This window comes from Holospora curviuscula (assembly GCF_002930195.1).
Classification (GTDB): Bacteria; Pseudomonadota; Alphaproteobacteria; order Holosporales; family Holosporaceae; genus Holospora; species Holospora curviuscula.
Window position 1 is genome coordinate 38857 of the sequence record NZ_PHHC01000080.1, and the last position, 26981, is coordinate 65837.

At 38.7% G+C, this 26981-nt stretch carries 20 protein-coding genes, 2 tRNA genes and 3 pseudogenes; 15 read left to right on the forward strand and 10 right to left on the reverse strand.

What is annotated here, in order from left to right; translation table 11 throughout:
• The 3 genes from topA to HCUR_RS03065 all read right to left on the reverse strand — a co-directional run.
• Window positions 1-2536 (reverse strand): type I DNA topoisomerase (topA, locus tag HCUR_RS03055; RefSeq protein WP_165780691.1); only part of this gene is annotated, 2536 nt, incomplete at its 3' end.
• Window positions 2514-3734, reverse strand: coding sequence for a DNA-processing protein DprA (gene dprA, locus HCUR_RS03060; protein WP_165780692.1), 1221 nt, complete (start codon window positions 3732-3734; stop codon window positions 2514-2516). The genes dprA and topA, both read right to left, overlap by 23 nt.
• Before the next feature lie 181 nt (window positions 3735-3915).
• Window positions 3916-3999: transfer RNA gene (locus HCUR_RS03065), tRNA-Leu, on the reverse strand.
• A gap of 55 nt (window positions 4000-4054) precedes the next feature.
• Between HCUR_RS03065 and HCUR_RS03070 the strand changes: the two genes are divergently transcribed.
• Window positions 4055-4288 (forward strand): hypothetical protein, encoded by a 234-nt coding sequence (locus HCUR_RS03070; RefSeq protein WP_104206693.1) that lies wholly within the window; start codon window positions 4055-4057, stop codon window positions 4286-4288.
• A 153-nt stretch (window positions 4289-4441) separates the two neighbouring features.
• Here HCUR_RS03070 and HCUR_RS03075 read toward each other — a convergent pair whose 3' ends face one another.
• Together HCUR_RS03075 and HCUR_RS08425 are read right to left on the reverse strand one after the other, a co-directional pair.
• Window positions 4442-6610, reverse strand: coding sequence for an ATP-dependent helicase (locus HCUR_RS03075; protein ID WP_104206694.1), 2169 nt, complete (start codon window positions 6608-6610; stop codon window positions 4442-4444).
• Window positions 6611-7333: 723 nt separating this feature from the next.
• Window positions 7334-7531, reverse strand: coding sequence for a hypothetical protein (locus tag HCUR_RS08425; RefSeq protein ID WP_104206695.1), 198 nt, complete (start codon window positions 7529-7531; stop codon window positions 7334-7336).
• 461 nt (window positions 7532-7992) lie between these two features.
• Between HCUR_RS08425 and HCUR_RS08430 the strand changes: the two genes are divergently transcribed.
• Both HCUR_RS08430 and HCUR_RS03090 read left to right on the forward strand, forming a co-directional pair.
• Entirely contained in the window at window positions 7993-8145 is a 153-nt protein-coding gene (locus HCUR_RS08430; protein ID WP_165780693.1) for a hypothetical protein, read from the forward strand.
• A 62-nt stretch (window positions 8146-8207) separates the two neighbouring features.
• A pseudogene (locus tag HCUR_RS03090) lies at window positions 8208-8974 on the forward strand (transposase family protein).
• A gap of 883 nt (window positions 8975-9857) precedes the next feature.
• On the opposite strand, the gene HCUR_RS03095 reads toward HCUR_RS03090, so the two are convergent.
• Window positions 9858-10550 carry an alpha/beta hydrolase gene (locus HCUR_RS03095; protein ID WP_104206697.1) on the reverse strand — a complete coding sequence of 231 codons (693 nt, stop codon included), beginning with the start codon at window positions 10548-10550 and terminating at the stop codon, window positions 9858-9860.
• A gap of 229 nt (window positions 10551-10779) precedes the next feature.
• Here HCUR_RS03095 and HCUR_RS03100 point away from each other — a divergent pair, with 229 nt between their 5' ends.
• Both HCUR_RS03100 and mgtE read left to right on the forward strand, forming a co-directional pair.
• Window positions 10780-12627, forward strand: a complete 1848-nt coding sequence (locus HCUR_RS03100) for a malic enzyme-like NAD(P)-binding protein (RefSeq protein WP_104206698.1) — start codon at window positions 10780-10782, stop codon at window positions 12625-12627.
• Window positions 12611-13993, forward strand: a complete 1383-nt coding sequence (gene mgtE / locus HCUR_RS03105; protein ID WP_104206699.1) for a magnesium transporter — start codon at window positions 12611-12613, stop codon at window positions 13991-13993. Before HCUR_RS03100 ends, mgtE begins: the two co-directional genes overlap by 17 nt.
• A 1506-nt stretch (window positions 13994-15499) precedes the next feature.
• Here the strand turns inward: mgtE and HCUR_RS03115 are convergent.
• A pseudogene (locus HCUR_RS03115) lies at window positions 15500-16264 on the reverse strand (IS5 family transposase).
• Between the two features lie 112 nt (window positions 16265-16376).
• On the opposite strand from HCUR_RS03115, the pseudogene HCUR_RS03120 reads away from it, so the two are divergent.
• The 3 genes and pseudogenes from HCUR_RS03120 (at window position 16377) to HCUR_RS08440 (ending at window position 17927) form a co-directional block, all read left to right on the forward strand.
• A pseudogene (locus HCUR_RS03120) lies at window positions 16377-17329 on the forward strand (IS481 family transposase).
• Between the two features lie 8 nt (window positions 17330-17337).
• Window positions 17338-17577 (forward strand): hypothetical protein, encoded by a 240-nt coding sequence (locus HCUR_RS03125; RefSeq protein ID WP_104206701.1) that lies wholly within the window; start codon window positions 17338-17340, stop codon window positions 17575-17577.
• Between the two features lie 212 nt (window positions 17578-17789).
• On the forward strand, window positions 17790-17927 hold the full coding sequence (locus HCUR_RS08440; protein ID WP_207760892.1) for a hypothetical protein: 138 nt from the start codon (window positions 17790-17792) through the stop codon (window positions 17925-17927).
• 417 nt (window positions 17928-18344) lie between these two features.
• Here the strand turns inward: HCUR_RS08440 and HCUR_RS03135 are convergent, their stop codons facing one another.
• Window positions 18345-19592 carry a DNA recombination protein RmuC gene (locus tag HCUR_RS03135; RefSeq protein ID WP_104206703.1) on the reverse strand — a complete coding sequence of 416 codons (1248 nt, stop codon included), beginning with the start codon at window positions 19590-19592 and terminating at the stop codon, window positions 18345-18347.
• 1356 nt (window positions 19593-20948) lie between these two features.
• Here HCUR_RS03135 and HCUR_RS09805 point away from each other — a divergent pair.
• The 3 genes from HCUR_RS09805 to HCUR_RS03140 all read left to right on the forward strand — a co-directional run bounded on the left by HCUR_RS09805 (window position 20949) and on the right by HCUR_RS03140 (window position 21659).
• Window positions 20949-21074, forward strand: a complete 126-nt coding sequence (locus HCUR_RS09805; protein ID WP_279337531.1) for a hypothetical protein — start codon at window positions 20949-20951, stop codon at window positions 21072-21074.
• Between the two features lie 137 nt (window positions 21075-21211).
• The gene (locus HCUR_RS08445; protein WP_165780684.1) at window positions 21212-21466 is read left to right on the forward strand and encodes a hypothetical protein; all 255 of its coding nucleotides are present in this window, start codon (window positions 21212-21214) and stop codon (window positions 21464-21466) included.
• Between the two features lie 25 nt (window positions 21467-21491).
• Complete coding sequence (locus HCUR_RS03140) at window positions 21492-21659, forward strand: hypothetical protein (RefSeq protein WP_207760893.1); 168 nt, start codon at window positions 21492-21494, stop codon at window positions 21657-21659.
• Window positions 21660-22288: 629 nt separating this feature from the next.
• On the opposite strand, the gene HCUR_RS03145 is transcribed toward HCUR_RS03140, so the two are convergent.
• Complete coding sequence (locus HCUR_RS03145) at window positions 22289-22519, reverse strand: transposase (RefSeq protein ID WP_165780696.1); 231 nt, start codon at window positions 22517-22519, stop codon at window positions 22289-22291.
• Between the two features lie 1041 nt (window positions 22520-23560).
• Between HCUR_RS03145 and HCUR_RS03150 the strand changes: the two genes are divergently transcribed.
• From HCUR_RS03150 to HCUR_RS07775, 4 genes are all read left to right on the forward strand, one after another.
• Window positions 23561-23633: transfer RNA gene (locus tag HCUR_RS03150), tRNA-Thr, on the forward strand.
• Between the two features lie 18 nt (window positions 23634-23651).
• The gene (rapZ, locus tag HCUR_RS03155) at window positions 23652-24494 is read left to right on the forward strand and encodes an RNase adapter RapZ (protein ID WP_104206706.1); all 843 of its coding nucleotides are present in this window, start codon (window positions 23652-23654) and stop codon (window positions 24492-24494) included.
• A 424-nt stretch (window positions 24495-24918) separates the two neighbouring features.
• The gene (locus HCUR_RS09095; protein ID WP_207760894.1) at window positions 24919-25068 is read left to right on the forward strand and encodes a hypothetical protein; all 150 of its coding nucleotides are present in this window, start codon (window positions 24919-24921) and stop codon (window positions 25066-25068) included.
• 96 nt (window positions 25069-25164) lie between these two features.
• Window positions 25165-25440: a hypothetical protein gene (locus HCUR_RS07775; protein ID WP_207760895.1), complete on the forward strand. Its 276-nt coding sequence runs from the start codon at window positions 25165-25167 to the stop codon at window positions 25438-25440.
• A 331-nt stretch (window positions 25441-25771) separates the two neighbouring features.
• Here HCUR_RS07775 and HCUR_RS09100 read toward each other — a convergent pair whose 3' ends face one another.
• Window positions 25772-25942, reverse strand: coding sequence for a hypothetical protein (locus HCUR_RS09100; protein ID WP_207760896.1), 171 nt, complete (start codon window positions 25940-25942; stop codon window positions 25772-25774).
• Window positions 25943-26981 lie beyond the last annotated feature (1039 nt).

A 26981-nucleotide genomic window follows, 5' to 3' on the forward strand; every position in this document is an offset into this window, starting at 1 on the left:
CCGCTCTAGTCTTTACTGCAGAACCTTCAGTCTTAGATGCCGCTCTAGTCTTTACTACAGAACCTTCAGTCTTAGATGCCGCTCTAGTCTTTACTGCAGAACCTTCAGTCTTAGATGCCGCTCTAGTCTTTACTACAAGCTCTTCGGTCTTAGATGCCGCTCTAGTCTTTATTGCAGAACCTTCTGTCTTGGATTTTCCCTTGATTTTTGCAGAGCTAATTTCAATCTTGGACCTAGCTTTACTCTTTGAAGTCTTTTTAGCTTGATTCCTAGAAAATCCTCTGTTAGATTCTACTTTTTTTTGTTGAATACGTTCTAAAGCTTTTTCTAAGGAAAAATCCATCAGAGCCTCTTCTCTCTGTTTTAAAGAAAAAAAGGTCTCATTATAGCGCAGATAGGGACCAAATCGTCCAATATTCAAGATCACTTCTCCCCCATCTGGGTGAGTTCCTAATGATTTTGGTAATTCCAATAACCATAATGCTCTGTTTAAATCTAATGCTTCAAATTTACAAAATAAATCGCTGGAAACTCGTTTATCTTCACACATAACATATCCACCATAAGGGCCTTGCTTTTTTTCTATGCGATTTCCATTTATGGGGTGAACTCCAAGATCTCCCTGACTATGGGCGCCTTCTTGTTGAAGACCGGATAAATACGTGCAATCTGGATATCCAGAACATCCTGCAAAGGGACCAGCTTTTCCCAAACGTAGCTCTAAACGTCCTTCTCCACATCTAGGACATTGTCGATGGGGAAGATAAAGATCAAGAATCTGACCTTCCACATGTTCTAGAACATCGGAAACACTCACAGGCTTTACTTGTTCCAATGCCTGGGAAAAAGGACCCCAAAATTCTTCCAATAAACTGCGCCACGCCAATTCACCGGTAGATACGCTATCTAACTGATTTTCTAAATTTGACGTAAAGTCGTAGTCCACGTACTTAGAAAAAAATTTTTTTAAAAAAGCACATACCAACATTCCTAACTCTTCCGGAATAAGACGCTTTTTTTCCTTTCTCACATAGCCTCGATCCTGTAATACTTGTAAAATTCGAGCATAAGTACTAGGACGTCCAATACCTAAATCTTCTAACTCTTTTACAAGAGACGCTTCGCTGAATCGTGCTGGAGGTTGGGTCATGTGTTGAGAACAGGAAATATCACTCGCTCTTAACTGTTGTCCTTTTTGCAAAGCGGAAGGGAGAAGTCGATCATTATTTTCCTCTTCATTACTACCACGATAGACCGCAAGAAATCCCAAAAATTGAAGAATAGACCCGGTCGTCTTGAATGCTGCTCTACCATCATGAGTTTCAATCACGACCCGAGTCTGTTGGTAGAGCGCATTTTCCATTTGACTGGCCAGCGTACGTCTCCAAATTAGAGTATAAAGCTTCCATTCCTCCAGGTGGTTTTGACAAAAGGGCTGAATAGCTTCAGGAGACCATTTAAGGTCTGTGGGACGAATGGCTTCGTGAGCTTCTTGAGAATGCTTTTTAGCTTTATACTGCCTAGCTTTAGAGGGTAGATAGTCTTTTCCCCAGTTTTCTTGAATGTAGGCTCGAGCTTGATCTACAAATTCCGGTACAAGATGTAGACTATCGGTGCGCATGTAGGTAATTAATCCTAGAATTTGTCCATGAATATGGATCCCCTCATATAATTTTTGTGCTAATTGCATAGTTTTTGCTGGCGAAAAGCCTAAAACACTCGACGCTTCTTGTTGAAGTGAAGAGGTAATAAACGCTGGATGTGGCACTCGTTGAACGTTTTTTTGCTCAATAGAAGCGACGTGATAGGCAAGGGGGCGTAAAGTTTCTGCCCAAGCTTGAGCACAGGCCTCGTTGGGAATAGCGAGTTTATCGAGTTTTTCCCCATTAAACTGAATCAATTGAGCGTCTAATCCATAAGAAGGGTCATCACATAAAAATTTTCCCTCAATAGACCAGTATTCTTGAGATTGGAACCCAATAATGGCAGTTTCCCGTTCCGCTACAATCCGCAACGCTGCAGACTGAACTCGACCTGCGGAACGGCTCCCAGGAACTTTACGCCACAACATAGAGGATAATCCTAATCCCGCCATCAAGTCTAAGGCGGAACGAGCAATTTGTGCGTCTACTAAATCTTGATTAATTTCTTTAGGATTTTCTAGAGCTTTCAGAACGCTTTCTTTCGTCACCGCATTGAATACAACTCGCTGCACTCTTAAATTTTTAGGAAGCGCCTCTTGTTCTTTAAGATATTCCAAAATATGCCAGGCGATAGCTTCTCCCTCTCGATCTAAGTCTGTTGCTAAAATGAGCGTATCTACGGTTTGTACAGCATCTTTAATAGAGTTTAGATTCTTTTCTGTCTTTTCCACCAGTTGCCATGTTAATGCAAAAGAGGCTTCTGGACGAACTGCAGTGATTTTTGTGGGCAAAGCTCGAACATGTCCTCCGCTTGCCAAAACAATGTCCCCTGGAAGGTATTGGGCGATATTTTTAGCTTTTTTAGGGGACTCAACAACAATGAGCTTCGACATAACTTCCTCCTTCCTGAGGAATCGCAATGATCGCATCTCCAGGATACTGTTCAACCAATCCTTGTAACTCTAACTCTACCAGAAGAGCTCGTAAACGAATGGAAGAAATTTTTAGCTCTTTTCTGAGCGTTTCAATGGGGGTGGGAACACAACTAATGCGCTCAAGTAATACGCGAAGCATAGAAGTATGTTCTATTTTTTCTTCCTCGTCTTTTTCTTCCGTGTGAAAAAATAAAGAAGATGGATTAGAAGGCGAAAGATACTCTTCTTTTTCCTCTTCCTCTTCTTGTGCAAAAAATGTTCTCTTAGAAAGATTCAGAGGATATTCTTTCTGAATATCTGAAGCGGTTTCTACCAAACATGCTCCCTCCTTAATAAGTTTATTTCCGCCATGAGAGCGGGAATCCAAGGGATGTCCTGGCACCACAAACACGCATCGATTTTGGTCTAATGCGTATTTTGCGCTGAGCAAAGCTCCGGACTTATAACTTGCTTCAATCACTAAAATTCCCCAAGAAAGCCCAGAAATAATCCGATTTCTTTTGGGAAACAGTTGAGCCTGAGGAGATAAATGTAATGGATCCTCCGAAATAATAGCACCGTGTTGTGCGATCCTATGATATAACCCTTTGTTTTCTAAAGGATAAATGTGCCCTAAGCCACCTGCGATAACGGCAATGGTGGGCATTTTTTCTTCTAAGGCAGTTTCGTGGGCCCAGGTGTCGATACCTCGGGCTAATCCTGATGTGATGGTGTACGACGAAGATTTAAGAGAGGAAATCTGCTGTTTAATCCATGTTCGTGCACTTTGAGAAGCGTTTCTTGCACCCACAACAGCAAAACACGTACTTTTTAAAAGCTCCAGTTTTCCACATACACTCAAAAATAGGGGAGGATCTTTTAATTGTCGTAAAGTGCTGGGGTATTCAGGTTCGAAATAAGAAATTAAGTGATAGTGCTGTTCTTGATGCATCTCTAGCTCTTGACGAGCCTCATCTACAGAGCAAATTCGGCCCTTGTAAGCAGGCTGAGTTTTTAACCGAGCTAGCGCGTTTTCTGGGTGTTTAAATTTTTCAATAAGATGAAAAAACCCCATGGGGCCTATATTTTCTGAACGTGCCAAACGAAAATAAGATAGTTTTGTTTCCAAGTCTAAAGTGGTAGGAATTTCCAGGCGCTTAGAAGAAGCGTATAGCATGGACATAGTGTGTCAATTTGTACTCATGGTAAAGCAAAGTAAGCCGAAGTGCAAGAGCTTATGGAGTGAACGCTTTTGTTCCCTTTCTCAGTTCAATCCTTTCTCACACACAACACAGTGAATTGTTTTGAAAAACATCAGCACTTATCGCTAACGGCATGCAACTAAAAAAAGTGTTTTGTGCCCAAGAGAAGACTCGAACTTCCACTAAAGTAACCTTTACTAGGATCTGAACCTAGCGCGTCTACCATTTCGCCACTTGGGCATAGACCAGTAATTCTAGAAGATTTTTTTATTTTATGCAATAGTTTGTATAATTTTTGTACGTTGAGTCTAAGTGGAAAATTCAGGAGGATTACGTCCCACAAAAATATCCTTTCCAGGGTATGATGTGGTCTGGAGGTGTTCTATTTACAGTGGAGCAATGTTTAAAAAAAATTGCATCCTTAGACCAAAAAGAATGGTTTTTTAGAACACTGAAAAACTTTGAGAGAGTATTTCCATGTTTTGATGAGTCGGCTACTACTATTTTGGAAAGGTTTAAACTTGATTAGCTTCATATTATTGTATGGGACTTTAAAAGTTTTGTATACGACCTTTAAATTGTCTGAAAACATCAGAATCTTAAGATCAGGGTGTTATTGGAGCTAGTCTAATACTTGTGATCAGTGCGGTGATCATAACAAGCCTTCACTCTTGAAGCAACTTCATTTTTGTTCTGTAAAAAAAAGAAAGCTGTCCATGACACTTTTTGTTCCGTATTGTTTAAATACCAACTGTACGACATTGCCATGATAGGATTCTACTATACCCCATCCAAAAACCTGATGAAATAATCGCACTCCAGGACGAATAGCCTCTTGTGAGGAGGAAACTGATACCCCTTTAGGTGCACTAGGAAAATGCTTCATGGAAGAAGCACTGGCTTTTTCCAAAGAAAGACGTAAGTCTATTTCTCCTGCTGGTAATTCTTGAATAAAGCGAGAAGGAGAAGATGGCATCTGTCCTTGAAGCGTCCGACGATTCCACGCAAACGTGATATTAACACGTTCTTTAGCGCGTGTTAATGCTACGTAAGCCAGTCGTCGTTCTTCCTCTAAATCCCGTTCACTTAAACAGCGCGCATGGGGAAATAACTGTTCTTCCCAACCTACTAAAAATGTTTCTTCGAATTCGAGTCCTTTGGCGGCATGCAAAGTGAGTATCGATACACTATCTTGAGAAGATCTTGCCCGTAATTCTAGAAGAAGACTTACGTGATCTAAAAAGTCTTCTAAATTTTGAAAGTTTTCTAGAGCTTTTAAAAATTCTTTAACGTTTTCTTGACGAGAAATCCCTTCATTGCCTTGATTTAGAAGATAGGCTTCATATCCAGACTCTTGAAAAACTCGCGCAGCTAACTGTTCTAAAGGACCCTCATGACGACGCCATTTCTGAACTTGGTGTAATAAAATTCCCAGGGCTGAAGAAAGTTTTTCTTCTTCGCACAAGATACGACCTGCTTCTTCTAAAGAGCATTCTTTTGCTTTCGCTTTAGAATAAATCTTTCCCAGAGCGCCTGGACCAATACCCCGTCTTGGTGTGTTCATAACACGCTCAAACGCTAGACCATCACTGGGATTATGAATCCAGCGTAGATATCCCAACATATCTCTAATCTCTTGTCGTTCATAGAAATTGATAGATCCAACCACTTGATACGGAATATGTTCCACTAAAAAACGTTCTTCAAATTCTCGGCTTTGAGCGCTGGTGCGCATTAAAATCGCCATAGAAGCATAGGGGCGCCCTTTTTGATGAGACGCAACAATTTTTTTAATTACATAGGCTGCCTCTTCTTTTGAGTCCCAGAGCCCTTGAACCTGAATTTTTTCTCCATCTCGACGCTGGGTACGCAATATTTTTCCATGTCGTAAATGATTATTGCCAATGAGTGTGCTGGCTGCAGAAAGAATAGCAGGAGAAGAGCGATAATTTTCTTCCAAAGGAATAATTTGGGCTCCTGGAAAATCTTCTTGGAAACGTAAAATATTTTCAATGCTTGCTCCCCGCCACCCGTAGATAGATTGATCTTCATCCCCCACACAAAACAGTCCTTCTGATTGGGCCGCAAGAAGCTTTATCCATCCGTACTGAAGGCTATTAATATCTTGGTACTCATCCACTAAAATATGTTTAAAATATCGCTGCCATTTAGATAATAATGCTTCATCTGCTTTTAACATATGATAACTTAACAATAATAAATCGTCAAAATCTACACTGTTGGTTAGTTCAAGCTCTTGCTGGTAATGATGATATAATGTTAGGTTAATCTCGTCATGAGCAGGGGGAACCTGATGCGGAAGCCAGGTTTGGCACTTCCACTGACTAATTTGGTGAAGCACAGTTTGGCAAGTATATTGACGCTTTGCTTTGATAGCCTTGAGGAGTTTTCCCATAATACGCCCCTGGTCCTTTGTATCCAAAACAGAAAATCCTGGTTTTCGTCCTATCCGTTCCGGTGCACTTTTTAATAATCGTAATGCTAAACTGTGAAAGGTCCCAATCCATAAGCTTTTTGTTTGAATAGACATTAACTGTTCAAGACGTCCTTTCATTTCTTGAGCAGCACGATTTGTAAAGGTTACCGCCATAATGTGGGTTAACGGAATTTTGCAGCTTTGTACTAAGTAGGCGTACCGAAGCGTTAATACTTTGGTCTTTCCTGTTCCTGCACCGGCAGAAACTAAAACTCGTCCTTTTGCTTGTATGGCGGATTTTTGTGCATCGTTGAGCGCTGTAACATTTTTAAAAAATTCTTCTGAAGAAAAAGATTCTAGATTTACGCATGGAGAATTTTCTAAGTTTGCGTCAAAAAAAAGATTTTTATTCACGAAATTGCTCCTAAATCGTTGCGCTTGAAGGTGTTTTTATTATTTTATTTACTCACAAAAATACATAATATGAGACATAATACATAACAATACATTTTTTTGAGAGTAAATCGTTTGTTTTCTAAAAAAGAGCGCTTCTTAATAAAACTAGAGAGAGTAAACTCTTTTAGTTTTCTGTCAGGTTCAACAAAATGCAGTAAAATAACGCAGATTAAGCGTCGCTCTTCTTAAGCTTTCTTTACTCAAGTATTGAACGTGAGGAAAAAGTCTTTTTTTTACTCTACTAAAAAGATTTTATTAAGTTTAAATTTTTTCTATTACTAATACTATCATAGAAACCCCTTCTTGAGAAGATGAAGCTTGTAATTTTAAGAATAAATTTATGCGATCTAAACACGCTTTTAAATTGTTGTTAAAAGGTTTAAAAATACTTTAAAAAGTCTTTAGTCCTAGGTACTAGTGTTTTCTTGTTTAATATAATAGGATTGGTAGCTAAACTTTTTTTGCTACACGGAAGGGGCATTGGGATACTGTCACATTATTGATGAATATAGTGTAAAAGCGAGGATAGGAGATGCCTCATCCTCTCTTTACACAACGCGCTGGAAGTGCTTTTTCAAAATCATCGTCTGTTTTTTTCTAAAGTGAATGAGCTAAAGCTGTATCTTAGCCGCGGCTTGTAACTTACTTAAAAAAAAGCTTCATCGTTATTAGAGATATGCATCAAACGAAGATAATCCAAAAGATTTTTAATCTCTTGTTTTGCTCAAGATGAACAAACTCTATACCGTAGTAAGGAATTTGTGCTGCTAAAAAGTCTGCTTCAAATAATTTTTCGTTCTTATTGGTGAGCGTTAAATTTTCTGTAGAAGCATAAGAGCGACCCCTTTTGATGAGTGTGAATAATCTGTTTAATTGCAAATCTACTTCTATATTTAAGTTTACTTTAGCATTATGAGTGATATAGCCAAATGAAGGAAGGAAAGAAAAGCGTGTGCAAGTGTATCATATCTGGGTGTAATGCGCCTGAAATAGGTTAATTTGTTGAACATTTGCTCGACTAGAGTGCGTTCTTTATAAAGAGCTGCGTCAAATTCTTTGGGGTTTTCGCATGAATTGTGGGGGGATGACGGCTTTGTTACTGCCAGCATAATAGACGATGTCATTGACATCGCGTAGCCTCTATCCGCTACTAGCGCTTTAAAGTCAAAATTTTCCATTAAATCAAGGGCTTTTGTATAATCAGAGCACTGACCAGGTGAGACAATGAATCTGATGGGGTTACTTAAAGTATCCCATGCAGCGTAAATCTTCGTGCTAAAATTGGCTCTTGTTCTTGGGGACCATTGACTCTATTTTTTTCTGGCGCTTGCGGCGTATTGATGCGCGCCAATCATTGTGGAATCAATCATGATCCATTGCGTATCAGTATCTGCTGCAAGGGTATTGAAGATCATTTGCCGAAAACTGGCTTTGGACCATCTTATAAACCGTTTGTAAACACTCGATCATTTTCCGTAAGATTATGGCAATAGACCTCTTCGAAAACTGGATTGAATTTAAAGTTTGATGTAAACGCTCTATAGAAGGATCTGTCATGAACGAGGAAACCATAAAAAATATAGAAGACGAAAAATTTCGTCGTTTAACAGGCGTTAAAAGATCACCTTTTGAAAAGATGCTTGATATTTTGAGAGAAGTTGAAGGCCTTAAGAAAGCGAAAGGCGGTGGAAAGAACACGCTTATTTTAGAGGATGGCCTTCTTATGGCTCTTGAGTACATCCGGGAATACCCGTACTTATTTCCATATAAGTCAAAGCGATGGGGTCAGTGAGCATACGGCTTATGATACGATTAAATGGATAGAGGGCACGCGTATCAAGCACTCTGATTTTGCTTTGCCAGGTAAGAAAGCGCTTTTGAAACGTGATATGAATGATGAAGGGGGGTTAATAGATGCAACAGAACCCCCAATAGAGCGCCCAAAAAAGACAAAAGCATTACTGCTCAGGGAAAAAGAAAAGACACCCCTTAAACACTCAAGGTGTAGTAACTCAAGAAGGTATATGCACGGCTTTTTCAAAGGGCAAACGTCATGATTTCAGGGGTTTTAAAGAATCAAAAACTCATATTCATCCTAAAATTAAGGGTATTACGGATACAGGATATCAAGGCTTGAAAACACTCCATAGTAGAACTGACATTCCAAAAAAGAAGGGTAAGAAAAATCCTCTAAATGAAAACGTTATTGGGATACTCAAACGCTTCAAAATCATCTCTGATACATACAGAAACAGGCGTAACAGATTTAGGCTGAGATTCACGCTCATTGCAGGGGTCTATACCATGGAATTAGAACAATGAGAGTTTCCGAAGAGGTCTATTGCACGCTGCATCCCCCCCTTGCGGGCAATCCACATTGTTACCAGTACGTGCTGAATCCCCTTCTTTCCCAGGTAAACTTTCTTTTATTTCTTCCCATTTGTTGTCTCGTATCCCTTTCAATCTTATCTCCTTTTCTAACTCAACACCCTGATCTTAAAACATAGTAGCGCCAGATAGAATGGCAGGAAAAGATCAACAATTTTCCTCAGAACAAAATAATTTGAGCTTCTGAAAATTTCTTTTTGGAAGCATAAAATCTGTTCGATACGAAGTCGCTTATTACCCACACACAGCTTTCTCCTCATCTTCTACACAAAATGATCCCTCTGCGTAAACAATAAACAAATCTAGGAAAGCTCTAATGTGCTAATAGATTAGCATTTGTCTACCAGAATGTGTCTAAATTTTTTTAATAAATGGTAACTTAACAAGAATAAGTTTTTTCCAATGAAGACTCTTTTCTAACATATCTTCCGAAACGATCTGTTGACAGAGAAGAATTTTTTTATAATATCTTCTTCATCTTGCGTATCCAGAAGAAAGAATTCCTCGCTGCATCCTATGGGCTTTTGAAAACTTTTTAAGATTACTAAGACTAATCTGTGAAAAATATTAATACAGTTTTGCTAAAAGATTTTGAATGTCGTGGAAAAACCAGTGGCCAAATATTACCACCGTAACGTGAAAGAGAGAAACATCCAAACCCGTACTAAGTATGGGTAGAATAACATCGTAACTTAATTTTTTTCCTGTTTTTGCTTAAACAGAAACATAACACTCGTCTTTTTTGCTGTAGAGAAAGTCTGTGTACTTTACTAAGAGTTTTACAGTTACAGGGCTATTTTTCAAAATCATCTCTTCGTTATAATCCTATACTCTTTATAGAATCTGATCGTGGGTGAGCTTGCGTTAATGTTTCCATTTCTTTCTCAATGTATTGGCTAATATGATCCTCCAATTCTCGTAGGTGCTCTGAAAATTTCTCATCTGCTCCAGTAATGAGTTTTAAGCTAATTTTTTGTCCCCGTTTTTGTGCTGAAAGCTGATACCCCAAACGAACCACCAAGTCGCAGGGAGTTACCGTATCTTCTGTGCCGTGCACAATCAATCCTGGGTGAGGGCAAGGCGCTAAAAAATCAAAGGGATAAAGATTAGGACGCAAAGAAACTCCCACAAATCGTTCACATTCTGGACGACGCATTAAGATCTGCATGCTGATCCAGGCACCAAAGGAATATCCTGACACCCAGTAACGTGCTTTAGGGGGGTAACGATCGGCAAGCCAGTTTAGACAAGCTTCTGCATCAGAAATTTCTCCTTCTCCATTGCTGAAAGTGCCGTCAGATTTACCTGAACCTCTATAATTAAATCGTAAGACATCAAATCCACAGCGCACAAAGCTTCGATGAATAGTAAACATAACACTATGATCTAAAAGTCCTTCCCATTTAGGATGGGGGGAGGCTAATAAAACCACCTGGGAAGATTTTTTATTAGTGTAATAAATCGCTTCTATTTTGCCTTGAGGGCCTGGAATCATTAAGGGTGAAGACATGTATTCTGTATTTTTAATCCTTATATGCTATCATGATTTTTTTTTTCATTCTTGTCAATTACATATTTTGCATAAAGTTATACATTTATTTATTCCAAAAGATGTCGCAATATTTAATCATAGGCATGTTTAAGGTGGGAAAGCAACTATGATTGTTCTCTTGCCCTTGAAACTGCTGTCATTAAAAACTAAAATTAACGAAAATGTGCACGGGTCAGGAGAATAAGCTGTGGTATTTGAAACACCTTCTTTAAGGTATCATGCCTACCCCAAGGCAGGAAAATGGGAAATGTTGCCTTCTAAACCTTTGGAAGGATGGGAGGATTTAGCTCTTGCCTACAATCCCGGCGTTGCTTTTGCCTGCGAAGCCATCGTCTCTTGTCAGCATAACGCCTACGACTTAACCAATAAAGGGCATCTTGTGGCGGTCATTACTAATGGAACCGCTGTATTGGGAATGGGAGATATTGGTCCCTTAGCCGCTAAACCTGTGATGGAAGGAAAATCTGTCTTGATTAAATATTTTTCCGGTCTCGACAGTATTGATTTAGAGTTGGCAGAATCCGATCCTTATAAACTCATTGAGCACATTGTAGCCCTGGCACCTTCCTTTGGTGCGATTAATTTGGAAGACATTAAAGCTCCAGAGTGTTTCATCGTAGAGCAAGCGTTGATAGAACGTCTCACAATTCCTGTGTTTCACGATGATCAACATGGCACTGCTATTGTCGTGTGTGCTGCTATATTAAATGGGTTACATTTAAAACAGCTTCCTATTGAGGAAGCTGTAGTGGTGGTGAATGGTGCCGGCGCTGGAGCATTAGCTTCCTTAGAACTGTTGCGTAAATTTGGATTAAAGCAAGAAAACATATGGTTGTGTGATCAAAAAGGACTTGTGCACACTGAGCGAGCCCATGTTACTCCCCATAAAGCGCCTTACGCACAAAAATCTCTCAAACGCACTTTGGGACAGGTCCTGGAAGGAGCTGATGTTTTTCTAGGACTCTCAAGAGGTCGTCTTCTGACAGGGGACATGATTTCTCCCATGAATCCTCGTCCGTTAATTTTTGCTTTGGCCAATCCTGTTCCTGAGATTCTTCCCGAAGAAGTGTACGCAGTACATCCTGATGCTTTGGTTGGTACGGGAAGATCAGATTATCCTAACCAAATCAACAATATATTGTGCTTTCCTTATATGTTTAAAGGTGCGCTGGCGGTACAGGCTTCTTGTATTGTAGAAGAAATGAAGCGGGCTTGCGTTGAAGAATTAAAAACTATTGCCCAAGAAGGCGAGTGGGGAGCTTGCGGTGCGTATAAAGGCGCATTGCATCCTTTTGGTCCAGATTATTTTATTCCAAAAGCTTTCGATCCTCGATTAAGAGCCCGACTGCCTCTTGTGATAGCAGAGGCTGCCATAAAAGCGGGGGTTGCGCGTAAGGGAGTAGATCATCTGCGCGATCTGAAAGTTCAGCTGGTCTCCCAAGCTTATGAAGCGTATCCAACTTTTGGTCGTTTATGTGTTGCGCAAAGTATTGGAAACTTACCCCTTTTAGCTCCCCCGTTAATTTTCAGCTATGCTTTAGAGGCTAAAGATCAGTGGAATGTTTTTAAAAGTGCGTTATTGGCACTGGAGCGTCATAATTTTTGTACTGCTCACGTAATTCATCCAGAAGGGAGTCCTCATTCATTAGAGTCCTGTTTTTCTGGCACTCCTTTGCTCTCTAAAGCGTTGCGTATTCATGCGTGCAATTTGCCAACTTCAGATAAAAAAATGATGTTACGCAATGAAGTGAAGAACGGACACAACAGCGTATTTCTTTTAGGGCAGCGTGATGAACATACTGAAGACAGTGTAGTCCGCATTATGAAAGGCGTCTCTACCCTGTATCAAACTGTGTATTCAATAAAAGAAAAAAATCCTTTAACCATAAGCTGGCTGGCTCCTTCAACGTTAACCCTCCCCCGAAGCGTTTATATTCAAGGAGACACAGTGTACATTCAAACGTATATATCTATTAGAGATTTCTTAGAGGTAAGCGCTTTGGTGACGGGATGCGCTTATGAACATGGGTTCTAAAAGCTTAAATCTTTCTGAGGGAAGATTAGCGCAGATCTTAGCAGAAAAAATTACTGCACTTCAAGTTTTTTTGGATGGTTCTGAAGACAATAAAACGCTAATAAAACTTATGGAAGGATTATACCCCAGCGAAATTGCTTATTTAATTCAACATTTATCAGAAGATCATCGTCATCAATGTGTGATGCGACTGAAAGACCAATTTAATGCAGAAATTCTTCTATTTTTGTCCCCTTCTTTACGAAGAGAAGTGACAAATTGCTTTGATATTTCTGAATTGAGTAAAATTCTAATGCATTTGGAAAGTGACGATGCGTTGATTATTTTAAGAGACTTAGAAGAGGGGCAACATCAGGAAGTGTTGCGTTATTTCCCATCAGAAAAATCTCGCTTTTTTTCCGAACGATTGCGTTATCCCCAATATACTGCCAGTGGATTGATGCAAAGTGAAGTCTTGGTCTTTCCAGATCATTGGAAAGTTTTTCAAGCGCTAGAACATATGCGATCTTGTCATACTCCCAGATTTTATGATGTGTTTGTGGTGGATGCGTCCCGCCGTTTTTTGGGGGCCATTGAATTATCTACTTTTGTTAAATGTCAAGAGCAAGAAACGCTCTCAGAAATTATGACGCGCAATGTTCATGCGATTCCTATGGATTGGCGTCAAGAAGAAATTACTTTTATGTTTCGGTTGTATGAGCTAATCTCTGCCCCCGTTATTGATACAGCGTCTCGTATTATTGGTGTAATTACAGTGGACGATGTAATGCGCGTTATTGAGGATAAAGTAGCAGAAGATTTTATGCATCTTGGTGGAATTCACGCCTCAGATTTTCATGAAACCGTTAGGAAAACGAGTTTAGGGCGATTGCACTGGTTAATGATTACGGTAATTGATGTAATTTTAATTTCTTTGGTCATTCAGTATTTTGAGGCAGTTTTATATTTTAAACAAGGATTAACAGTATTGATGCCCATTGCCGCAGCTATGGGAGGAAATAGCGGTATGCAGGCTGCTACCGTGGCTATTCGAGCACTGACAACCCGGGACCTTAATACGCTTAATATGGTACGATTTTTATGGAAAGAGGTGAGCGTTTCTTGGTTTAACGGTGGTTTGTTTGGATTGGGGTTGGGGGGGTTAGCATTTTTATGGTTTAAAGACGTGCGCGTTGCATTAGTTTTAGGGGGAGCCGTATTGTTTAATATGTTGTGGGCAGGTATTGCAGGAACATTGTTTCCTATTGGTATTGCTCGTCTTTCTGGAGACCCAGCCCTCAGTTCTGGACCATTATTAACGACTACTACCGACGTTTTAGGGTACGGATTATTTTTAGGATTATCCTACTTAGTATTTAGATTATAGATTTTTTTGTGACTTTGTTGAATTTAAGCTATCCCTTTGCGGAAGGAGAATGAGAAAAAATTCAAAAATTTGTAAAAAAATTTTGCATAGTATGGCGTATAAAAAAATATAAAGAAGGTCTTCATGCCCCTAAATAGTATAGTTACGATATTTCGAGCCATAGAATAAAATATCTGATGTGAAAAGAATGGCGAATGAGGATGTGTTTTTGACATCATGTGTGAAAATTTAGTGCTATTATTTGAGATAAAGGCAGGTATTTTCAACCAAATGATGTAGTTTATAAAAGTTTTTGTCGTAATTTTGCTGAATTTTTCGGTTTTTTTGTGTTGGAATCATGAAAATCATACCATTTTTAGTCGCTTGATTCACGATATCATCGTTATCATAGGCCTTGTGAGCCAAAAAATGCTCTACCTCTAGGGGATTTGATACGTTTTTGAGCGGTACTGTACATTCAGCTTGAGCTACCCTTTGTGAGACCCATTTGCACCGGCATGCCAAAGGAAGGCATTCACGGTTAGGTGTGTCTTGGGGTTAAGCCCTCAATAGCTCATTTCTTGAGTTCCGCAGTATGAGAATGCACTTCGATGTGGGTGAAATCATTACAAGTCGCAAAAAATCGGGATGAAAACTGCGTTTTTAAGCAATTTTTCTCAGATTTCCTTATCTCTCAAGCGAATAAATCAGCGATGAGTATTGCTCCACTCGCCGTAATCGCGCGGTAATCCCGTCACAGAGCGCCCGTTTTCAAACTTCAAAAACCATATTGATAAATTTCCGGTTGTTTTGGCCAGGCCCCCAAAAAAAGCTCTTCTCGGCCTGGGAATAAGAGGTGTCAAAACGCTCCAGGCATGATGGCGACGCTAAGCTTTTCAGGGGATTTTTGCATATCCTTCTATTCTAGTACAATTTACTCTGTGACTACACTTTTTAGGGACTGTTGCAAGCTAAAGTATGGCCCTAAACCAGTTCAGAAAGCATATTATTGCGATTTAAGGGAAAGGCAAGAGTAGCGATGGCAAGAATGGGTATTGATGACGATGACAGATTATGAAAAAAAATCAAAGTAGGGTGGTGAGTCAAAGATAGTTTTGTCTTCAGAAGCAATTTTCTAGGGGGAAGCATCTTGGCGTGATTTAACTAGATACGGGTCGTGGAAAACTACTGCTAATGGCTATAATGGTTGGTATAAAACAGGAGAATTCGATGGCATACTGCCGGTTTAAAAAGATAGCCACACGAATAGCACATGCTTGATGGCTAACGTTAGAGACAAACAATACGCAGACAGTATAATAAACGGACCAAAACCTTCATCCCTTGAAGGTTTTTTCGGCAAAATACACGGAAAGATTGATTTCTTCGCAACGCTATTTATTTTTTAACTCAACAGACGGAGAAAAATACGAAGCGCAACAAATAATTTCATTAATTTTTTTGATGATTTTCAACACTTTTCTGCCAAAAAAGTAGAGAACAATGGTAGGCTCAGAAGTTGTTTTATTAGATAGTGTCGTTACGAGATATTGAGCCAAAAAGGGCAAGACCGCGTATTTGGGCGGCTGCAAGAAAGGAGGAGCTGTTTTTGGCGTATCGCGTGGCGATGCCTCTCCATCGCTTAAGATGCAAGAAGGTATTTCTTGGTCATAGAAGCGCTGTTCTTTTCCCTTCTTTTTTGCAGGAATCACCGCTTGAATGGTGTGACTGTTTGCCATGTCTAACACAGCATCTGAATCATAGTCTTTGTCGGCTAAAAGACATTGGGCGTTTATGCCCTCAATAAAAGCCTCAGCCTGTGTACAATCAGCTGTGCTATCTTCTGTAACAAGGATTCGCACTGGCATACCAGTCGCATCTACGGCTATATGTATTTTGGAATTGAGTCCCCTTTTGTTCGTCCCATGGCTTGGTTTCCACCACGCGCTCCTGCTGCATGAGGGGGTACTTTGATAGGGCTTGCATCAAATCATGAGCCACTCAAAATCAGGCTCCATCACAAGCGATTCTAACACCCCTTGCCAAACGCCTTTGTCCCGCCATCTGCAAAAGCGTCGATGCGTGTTTTTCCAGTGGCCATAAGTCAGGAGGTAAATCTCTCCAGGGTGCGCCAGTGCGCAATATCCAAAAGACGGCGTTGATAAAAAGCCTATTATCAGGTGCGATACCTTCCCAGGAACCTTTTCGCCCAGGCAATCGCGGCTCTAAAAGACTCCATATGTGATCTGACATATCATGGCGTCGGTGAGCGCTTACCTTGCATTGATTCATTCTATACCTCATGCTAGCATAGATTGATTCTCGTGACGACACACTCTAGGTGTTTGATCCCAGAGAGTTGTGGTATATATTATGAAGATAATAATGCATGGAGAAAAAGCTTATGGGACAAGCATTACACGCAAATGCCAGAACAACGGAGGCAATCCGTAGAGAGATCCGTGATAGTAAAGAGAGCATAGAAAAAGCGGCTAAAAGATTTAATATTAACCCAAAAACAATCCTCAAGTGGAGAAAAAGAGAAGATACGAAAGACCTTCCCATGGGACCTAAAAAGATAAAATCTACAGTTCTATCAGAGACAGAAGAAAAGGCGAGTGTGACTTTCAGACCGCTTACACCATTGCCTCTTGATGATGTTTTGTATAGCTTACAAGAAACTATTCCACATTTAAGTAGAGCAACCCTTCATCGTTGCTTAAAGCGTCATGGCTGCTCTGTTTTGCCTAAAAAAGAAAGATCTACCTCTGCTGACAAAAAGAAATTTAAACACTATCCTATGGGTTACTTGCATATAGATATAGCAGAAGTAAGGACAGCTGAAGGTAAGTTATATTTTACGTAGCAATAGATAGAACATCAAAATTTGCCTATGCAGAGCTCCATAAAAGCCAGACTAAGATGATTGCCGCAGAGTTTTTACGTAACCTTATTAAAGCTCTACCTTATAAAATACATAAGGTGCGCACAGATAATGGGATTCAATGTACCAATCATGATCATCATAAAAATGCTTTTACTCATATCGTTGAGCGTGTTTACAATGAGCATCAGATAGAGCATAGAAAGACTAAGATCAAGCATCCTTGGACTAATGGGCAGGTAGAACGAATGAACAGAACGCTTAAAGAGGCAACTGTAAACAATTTCCATTATGCATCTCATGATGAGCTGAAACAGCATCTGCATGCCTATCTAATGGCTTATACCTTCACTAAACGACTTAAAGCCATCAAAGGCAAAACTCCTTGGCAATTTATTCTAAATCAGTGAACAATTCATCCAGAATATTTTACAATTAATCCTAACCATTTCTTGGCGGGACTAAACATCTAGAGACTAAAATGACTGCTGTTATTTCCAAAAAAAAGAAGGATAAACACATTGATAAACAAAAAAATTATGTTGAGCATTTTTTTAATGCCATAAACCTCTTTAGATCAATGGCAATGCGCGATGGATTGATGGAAACAATTTTAGTGGCCAGCATTCTCATTGAGGTGAAAAGAATAGCAAGGATTAGGCAGTGTCGACATGTTTTTAAAAAATTTCTCTGTGAAAAAGATAATCTACGTCTCATATAAAGCACCTGAGAGACAATCAATTTGAAAAGATATCGGTTAAATTACCTGATTTTTCTGGGATTCTAGAACGTCTTGTGGATGACAAATAGTCGTTTTGTAGACGACGTGATCTGAGAGGGGCGAAACGGCCGTCGATGGCCCTCTCTCCCAAAAGAGTACGGGGAAGGGGGCAAGTGTTTATAAACCCTTTAAACGCTGGGCATAGAAAGGGTGTGAAAGAGGATGTGCAACATCCTCTTGGAAGATGCGGACATGGAATGGGGAATGGATTGATTCCACCATTGTGCTTGAACATCAGCACAGGGCTGGTGGAAAAGGGCTTAAACCCAAGCATTAGGGCACCCTTGTGATAAATTTTTGACCAAGATCTACGCTGCTTGCGATGCGCTTGGCCACCTCGTTCAATTTGTGTTTACAGGGGGAGAAGCGTCCGACTACATCATTTCGATGCTTTTGAAAAGTCTGAAAGCCAAAGCTATCTTTTTATCCTGGCAGACAAAGGATATAATGCTGATTATGTAGTGGCAAAAAGTATGAAAATAAAAAATCAAGCTCTGATTTCTTCAAAATTTCATCCCAAAAATCGCAATATTTTTACAAATACCTTTATAAAAAGCGAAAATTTATGGAGTATAGGCTTAATAAAATTAATTACTTTTTGGTGTCTTGCAACAGGATATGACACAATGGAATCGGTTTTCCTGGCTTACGTCACTATCGAGGGTATCTTCCCTATGGGCTTTTACGCCTTGGAGTACATGTTCTCCTTAAATCACTGGTTCTTGGGCATAACGCTCCTTTTTATCTTGATTTTCTTTGGCATTAGGGACGTGAGCACAAGATTCAAGATCTTTTGCTTTGACCATCACCTGGTGTTTTAAAATATGAGAAGCAGATAAAAATGCTTCACAACTTTGGCGTAGTTGACGATCTGCTTGATCAAATTTTAGTTCCAAACGATGACAATACTGGAGTAGCTGAGTTGCAATGTCCATAATTTGTTGCGTTTGTTGAGCCAAACGTTCTTGGCGCCACCCATGGGCAATGGTCTTTAATAATGCGATTAAAAGACTTGGGCTGACTAATACTACGCCGCGTTCACTGGCCCACTCTACAAGTGCTGGATTGATGGAAAGTGCAGCGCTGAGGAACGTGTCCCCAGGAAGAAAAAGTAGAACAAAATCTACACTCCCAGGTAAATGTTTGGGATAATTTTTTTCTGATAATTTTTTTATGTGCTGCATCACTAAACGTGTATGTTCTTGAAGCTTGGCTTGGTAACTTTTTGTATCTGGGGCGTTACAGGCTTCTAGGTAATGAAGAATGGGGGTTTTTGCGTCAATAATAATAAAACGCCCTTCTGTTAGATGAATCACCACATCAGGCCTTAAGGTTGTATTTCCTTGTTTCAGTACAAACTGTTCCTCAAAATCACAATGAGCCAGCATACCGGATAATTCTAGCACGCGCCGAAGCTGCAATTCCCCCCAAGATCCACAGACATGAGGAGAGCGTAATGCTGTTATAAGGTTTTGCGTGTGCGTACCTAATTCTTTTTGATCTTGACGCATATGTGTGATTTGAGATTTAAGTTGTTCGTAGGTGGAGATACGTTCTTGTTCTATTCCTTTCAAGTATTGAAGTACTTGTTCTAATGCTTGCCCTAAAGGATGTGCTGCCTGATTTAAAATATGTTGATGTTCTTGAGATTGTACTTTATTCCACTGTTCTACTGTAGGCTTAATCACAGTAATGCAAGCGGTTTGGAACTCGGAAAGCGCTTGATGATGTATAGTTTCTAGTGTACGATGTAAAGACGCATTCATCTCAGCTTTCTGTATTTCCTGAGCTTGGGTTTCATCCCTTTGAATTTGACACCATCGCAATGCTTCGGCAGTGATCTGAAGGTCTTTTTGGCACAAAAGCTTTGCTTTATATTCTTTGATGTACAGTCCTAATCCAACACTTGCTCCTAAAAGAATCCCTCCTAAAAATATACTGCTTTCAAGAATCATAGAAAAGAATTTGCGTATTGTTGTTTTTTAAAGATAGCATAATTTTTTAAAATTTTCTAAAATATGTAGAATTAGCAATTGTTTCCTTTATTTCACATTAAATATATTGTAATGCGTATTATGGGTGTCAAAATTTTTTACGAACAAGTGCTTAAGCATGTCAACCAAAAAATTTTTTATTTTCTAGATTTCAAGCTCTCTTATAAATATCGATGTTATAGATTAAGTAATTTTTTCTAATAATTATTTATTTTTTCTCTCATAGTAATTTGAAAAAATTATTGCAGTTTAAAATCAGTACAATAAAAAATAATCTAAAGTTTAAAAAAGAGTTCACGAAACTCTCAGAAAATTTAATGAAAAGCCCTAACGGACTCTTTTTAAAACGCTGAAGGCGGTAATATCCTAACTGAGACAGATATGTCGTTAAAAAATTTAGCAAAAATATTCGGGTGTACAGCGAGCTTCTGTGTACAAAAAATTAAGGTTGGAAATAAGTTAGGAGATAGAAAAAACTAATAAAGTGGGAATTTCCCCTCTAGAAAAAAGAGCCCCTCTAAAAATTCCTCTAGTCCAGGATATAGCATTAGGTGCGAAACCATAGTAGGATAAAAGAAAAAATATTCACAAGCCCATGAAGTAACAATTTAATAAAAAAATTAATCTATTCTTTGAGCAAAAAAATACAAAAAGAAATATCAAAAAATCAAAAATTTTTAGAGTACAGAGAAATATAGTAAGTCGATGGCGTCATAGATCTAAGAAAGACGGAAATTGTTACACTAGAGAACATTTATAGTATAAACGTAGGTTGACTATTCAAAGAAAAAATTACTTTGGCAAAAACATGAGAATAGTGATTGAAGAATGTTCGGGCTAAGTTTGCTATACGCAAAGGATAAAAGAATACTCTTTTCCTCTGGGAAGTAGAGCAAGACGATCGAAATAGATATCTAAACGTCATAAAAAAATATCACGCACAGTCTTGTAATACTTCTCCTCCCTTATTCATCAAAGCTGGATTCGATAGAAAAATTTTGGGCTAATACAAAATAATGCATTCGGGAGATAATTATAGAATTCGCTTAATGATATGGGGCTATACCCTCCCTTCTTTTCTCCACCTAATACGATATGATGTAGACTCTTTATTTTATGGATAAACGGAGGGAGTATAGTGACGCTAGAAGGTAATAAGAGCGCGTGATCCAAGATCCAAGGGATTTAATAGATCATGCATGGGAGATAATTAAGGATGATTTTGAATGGAGAAAGTATGGTAATAGAAGTAAATACCAGAAGAAAGAGGTTCTTAATGGAGTAGTTTACATAATAAAGAGCGGCTTCCCATAGCGAATGCTTTCTAAAGATTGTTCCCCGTACTCTATTGTATATTGGTTTTATCGAAGCTTCAGGATCAAAAGAATATGGGAAAAAGTACTAATCACGCTTGTGAAGATACGTCGGATAAAAGCTGGTTGAAGTAAACCCAGAGCTATCGCAGGATTGATTCACACAGTGTCAAAATTACCCGGGCTTGTGAACAACGCGGCATTGACGGAGGGAAAAAAATAAAGGAACCTAAACGCCATAATGTTGTGGATATATAAGGCACTCTGGTGCACGGTACTGTTCATGACGCTAGTCACAGTAGGGGGGTGCAATGTTTTTCAAGAGGCTATGCAAAGTATCCGACACTCAAAAGCGTTTTCGTCGATGCCGGGTATGGAAAAACCATGCTAGAGTTTGTGGAAAATCTTCTTAACAAGACAATTGAAATTTCAGAACCCCAGAATGAGCGGTGTTTGCCAAAAAATGGGTTCTTGAACGAACCTTGGCTTGGCTCAATCATTATCCAAAGAATCTACCCATAGTGTTGTGGATATACAATTCACTCTCATGCACGGTACTGTTTATGACGCGAATCAACATGATACAGTAAGGGAGTGCAATGTTTTTCAAGAGCCTCTTAAAAACTATTCGACACTCAAAGGCGTTTGCGCCGATGCCGAGTATAGAAAAACCATGCTAAAGTTTGTAGAAAACGTTCTTAATCAAAACAATTGAAATTTCAGAACCCCAAGGTAGGATGTGTTCACCAAAAGATAGGTCGTTGAATGAACTTTGGCTTGGCTCAATCATTATTCAAGATGGTCTAAAGCGTACGAAAGTGCTGTAGCAGCTGTCGAAAATACGGTGATGATCGGGCTCATTCTATGCTCTGGTTAAAAGCAGATCGCTAATCCATAAATACAGGCTCTAACAAGTCATAACCGTCATAGTGTAAAAGACAGACCAAGTCATCTTTTTCACGCTAAAGTCTAGGCAGCCCATATTTATAATACGGCTGGAGCTTGTGCTGTTTTTCAAGAAGTCTTAAGAAACGCTCTAACGCTTACGGGTATTTGCTCGGATGCCGGTTACCAGAAAATAACGGAAGGATACGTTAAAATATCCTGAAGAACATACGTGAGATGCCGACTTCCCTGACTCAAGGGGGGGGCTATTTGGGAAAAAAATGGGGTGAGAAGCGCATATTGTCTTGGCGTAATCATTTTTCAAGCAACGCTAAAGAGTATGAAAGTTCTATTTTGATGAAGAAGAGGATACATACGGTCAAATAATTATAGAGTAGTTTTAGAGAATAGCGGCTAAATTGAAGAATTTCTAGAGCGTCGCATCTGTTTAGGATGAACTCATTGTTTCTCAATGGGATTAAGGTCTGGATAATAAGGCGGTAGGTAAAATAAAGTATGACCAGCATTCTTAATTATTTTCTGCATAGCTTTACCTTGATGGAACGCAGTATTATCCATGACAATACCACAATTTTCTGGGATATTGGGCAGGAACATTTGCGCTACCCAACACATCAATACCTCTACAGAATCCGTAAGCAATCTAATTGCCCCTAAATTAGAGCCCATTAAAGCACCTAGAGCATTTGGATTTGTTCTATTTTTGGCACCCCAATCCTGTTTTTCGTAACAACGCTGCACTTTTACAGAATGCCCGTGAATTTTTGGCGTATCATAAGAAACTCCACGTTCATTAGGGCATGTCGATATTTAAATTTACTTTAGAACTATGAGTGATGCAGCAAAATGAACGAAGGAAAGAAAAGCGTGTGGAAATTTGTCATATCTGGGTGCAACGCGTCTGAACTGTATCATTATAAGAGATCAAAGATTGAGAAAATGATGATAAGAGAAACGCTAGGATTGAAGTTAAAAAATACTCGGTAAGTCAGAATATTAAATGGCTAATCTTCAATACCCCTAACGGGCTTTCTATTAAAAGCATTGCGCGGATAGAATCGGTTCGTGAGATAAAAAGTAAGTTTTCTAGTGAAGTACAATATCTTCTTTAGAAGTCACCCCTGAAATAATGCTCTCATATATTAAAAGTTATTGGGCCTTACATTGGGTAGTAGATAGGTCATTTGGTGAGAATCAAAGAAGAATACGAAAGAAAAACGCTCCCCACGTTAGGTAATAATCGGAATATAGCTCTGAACGTATTACGGTTAACAAAAGCTCAGATGCCAAGAAAATCAATCAAGACGTTCAGAAAAATGGGGGGAGCTGGGAGTCACGACATACTTCTGCGTATCTTGAAACAAAATTTTTCATGAGGTAGCCCTAACTCTCGTACACTTTATTCTCACTGCATATCAAACTATGAAGATAAATTTTTAACCTTACCCAAAAAAAATAAGCCCAAATTAAAATAAGACAGCAAAAAAATTAGAGAGAGCTTTGATGTGTTTTTTTAAATTTAATATTTATAATTATTTTATTTTTTAAAATTATATCATGAATATTATTATATTTTATTAATTAAGTTATTTATAAAAAGTAAGATGTTAAATTTTTTTTAAGCGTTGATTAGATCAATTTAGGAAGGGTGGAGAAAAAAGATAGATTTGACGCTTTTATAAAACACTGTATAATGGAATTTAATGTAGCGCCGAAGTAGCTCAATTGGTAGAGCAACTGATTCGTAATCAGTAGGTAGGGTGTTCGATTCACCTCTTCGGCACCCAAACGATACTCATAAATGTACCCCAAAATATTTTTTATTACTGGGCTATCAGGTTCGGGAAAAACGATGGCTTTAAAGCTTTTGGAAGACTTAGGCTGTGAGGTTGTAGATAATATTCCTATCGCTTTGTGTGCTGATTTAATTTCAGAAAAAGTAACACAACACCCTCTAGGTATAGGCCTTGATCTTCGTACGCGAGATTTTAGCACAGAAAAATTTCATCACTGTGTAGAAATGATTCGAAAAAAAAATATTGTAAGGGTAGTGTTTTTGAATGCTAGCACACAAGTTTTGTGTGCACGATATCGAGAAACGCGTCGAGGCCATCCTCTTGGAAATGCGGCGTACATTGAGGGGTTGATTGAAAGGGAAAAAAAACTTTTAGATTCTGTGCAGAATCGAGCAGATGTTGTTTTTGATACTTCGACTTTTTCTCCACCTGAAATGCGTAGTAAACTTCAGCAGCTTCTTGAGATACCCTCTCTTCAATTATGGGTGTACTTATTATCTTTTTCTTTTCGTAGAGGCATTCCTTTACAAAGCGATTTTGTATTTGATATGCGGTTTTTACCTAACCCGCATTACAATCATGACATGCGAACCCTTACAGGGGAGCACGGGTATATTCAATCCTATTTAATGCAGGATTCAAAATTTAATTCTTTTTTTGAACATGTAACTTACTTATTTTCTTCTGTAATCTTACCTTCGTATACTCAAGATCGGCGCTTGAATTCTACCCTGAGTTTTGGATGTACTGGAGGAAGACACCGCTCTGTTGGTACAGCAGAATTGGTGGCAAAATTTTTAAAAGAAACAAACAATATGAATGTATTGGTGTACCACAGAGATCTTTAACACATGATTACAGATACAAACATGAAAATTATCCAAAAAGAATCTTTTTATTAAGAAAGAGTATCGATGGGATAGAGATTATTCGGGGTTCTTGTATAAAACGGCGCAAAGTAATGCCCAAACGTGATCTTAGATTTTTTCAGGAGAATCCTTACCCTCTTTGTATGCTAAATGAAAATAAAAAGGGAACGACAGTTTAAGTACGTCCAAAAAAGTTGTATTGATTTTTTATAATGTGAGCTATTTTTAGATTAGAAGTATAGAAATGTCTTTAGCGTTAGGATCTATAGAAAACTAACTATAAAACGGTTATATTAAAAGAAAAGAGAAGAATATTTAAAAGTGTCGTATTTCTTATCATAAGGGTTTAGGAATTAAGAAGAAAGAAGGATTCAGCGATGAGGACTCTGGTAAACGTTTTAGAATGGGTGATTATAGAGGGAATACACGTTTAGAATCCCACTTAGTGCCCTCTAAGCTAGCCAGAACAATAGATATGGACTGTTTAGAACACGGTATCACGATATATCCTGATGCGCCGATCAGCCAGAGTACGCGGAGCGCTTTGGGGTAAGGGCTATTAGTCTCTTGAAAGCCCTGAGACGTCTTGGGGTTGGCTATAAAAAAACCCTTAAATTATCTAAAGGCGGATCCAGAAAAAAGATCTGTATTGTACCAAAAGCGTGATGAATTAAACAGAAAAGTTGATGAACGTAGAGTTGCGCATAATATGTCAAGAATTCACGGGTATTCTGTAAAAGTGCAGCGTTGTTACGAAAAACAGGATTGGGGTGCCAAAATAGAACAAATCTATAGAATAAATGCTCTAGGTGCTTTAATGGGCTCTACTTTAAGGTCCATTGGATTCCTTACGGGTTCTGTAAAGGTATTGATGTGTTGGGTAGAGAACATGGTACTCACCAATATTTCAGATAAAAAGAGGTAGCGTCATGAATAATGCTGCCTTCCATCAAGGTAAAGCTAAGTAGAAAATGATTAAGAATACTGGTCACAATTTACTTTAACTACCTCTTTATTTTCCTGATCTTAATTCTATTGAAAAATAATGCGCTGACGCTAAACAGATACGACGTTCTACACATTGGTCAATTCCCGCGCTATTCTCTATAACCGTTCTGTAGTTAGTGGGCTATATAAGTTTTTTTAGAATATGTACCACGCTTTTTATCAATCAATTTTTTATTTTTCTTACCCCCAATTTCTGTCTTTGCAAATGGTTCATCTTTATACCAATTTTATCACTCTATATAAGACTTTTAGGAGCTATATTGTTGATCATTTCTTGATAATTTATTTTGAGCTGATTTTAGATCTATGGTTTCTTTGCTGCCCAATCGTGTTTTAGGCTTGATAGCTCCTTCTTTTTCGCACCGTATCCGCTCTCTGTTTACGCTATTTTTATTCACCATAACGATTGTTGCGCTCATGTTTTGATTTTTACTTAAGTGTATGTATTCTACGCTTCTTTCCTTTAATTCTAAGCTGCTTTTGTATTTTTGTAATCGTTTATGGGCTTTTTTTCATTTTTTGAGAGATATAATAAATCTCTTATTTTTAAGTTAAATTACTATACCTCCATTGAAAAGAAATGGTGCCACGCAAGCGCTGTTTACGGAAAACTCATCCGTACTATTGCAAAATTATTTACAAAATATTTATTGTAATTATTTTATAGTGCGTTTTTTATAAATAATTTCAAGAATTATCACAGTACCCAAAAGCAATAAGTTTTAGAAAAGCCTAGAGAGCAGTCTCTGCACTGATCTTGATCCTTCCTGAAGAGACTTTAGCGCAAGTCTTGTCGCTTTCTTTGAGAACCAAGGACTCTACTTTTTGTTCTATTCTTTGAAAAGGGTATAGACTAGCACCACCTCATGAAAAATTTTGTTTCAAGATACGGGAAAGTATGTCATCACTCCAGCCCCATCCCATTTTTCTGAACCGCTTGATTGATTGTCCTGGCACATGAGCTTGTTCAGAGCTATATGCTTGATTATTGCCTATAGCGTGGGGAGCGTTTTCCTTGCGTATTCTTCTTTGATCCTCACCAAATGACCTCTGTACTAGCCAATGTAAGGCCCAATGACCTCTAATATATGAGAGCATTGTTTCAAGAATGACTTCTAAAGAAGATTCATACTACCGCACTGCACTAGAACACTTGCCGTTTATCTCACAAGCCGATTCTATCCGCGCCATGCTTTTAATGGAACGCCCATTAGGAGTATTTAAGATTAGCTATTTATTATCCTGACTTACCGAGCATTTTCTAACTTCAATCCTAGCTTGCCCTTTATCATAATTTTCTGATTAGCTTTGAGAGAGAATATATAATGTCCTCCTTTACCCATGATTTTATCTGCAACGTTATAGTGACAATAGATCTTTTACGATTCAGCCAATCCAATATTTTCGGTATTACTGGTGAGCGCGTTACTTTTATCCCTTCTCTTGGCCTAGCCTCTG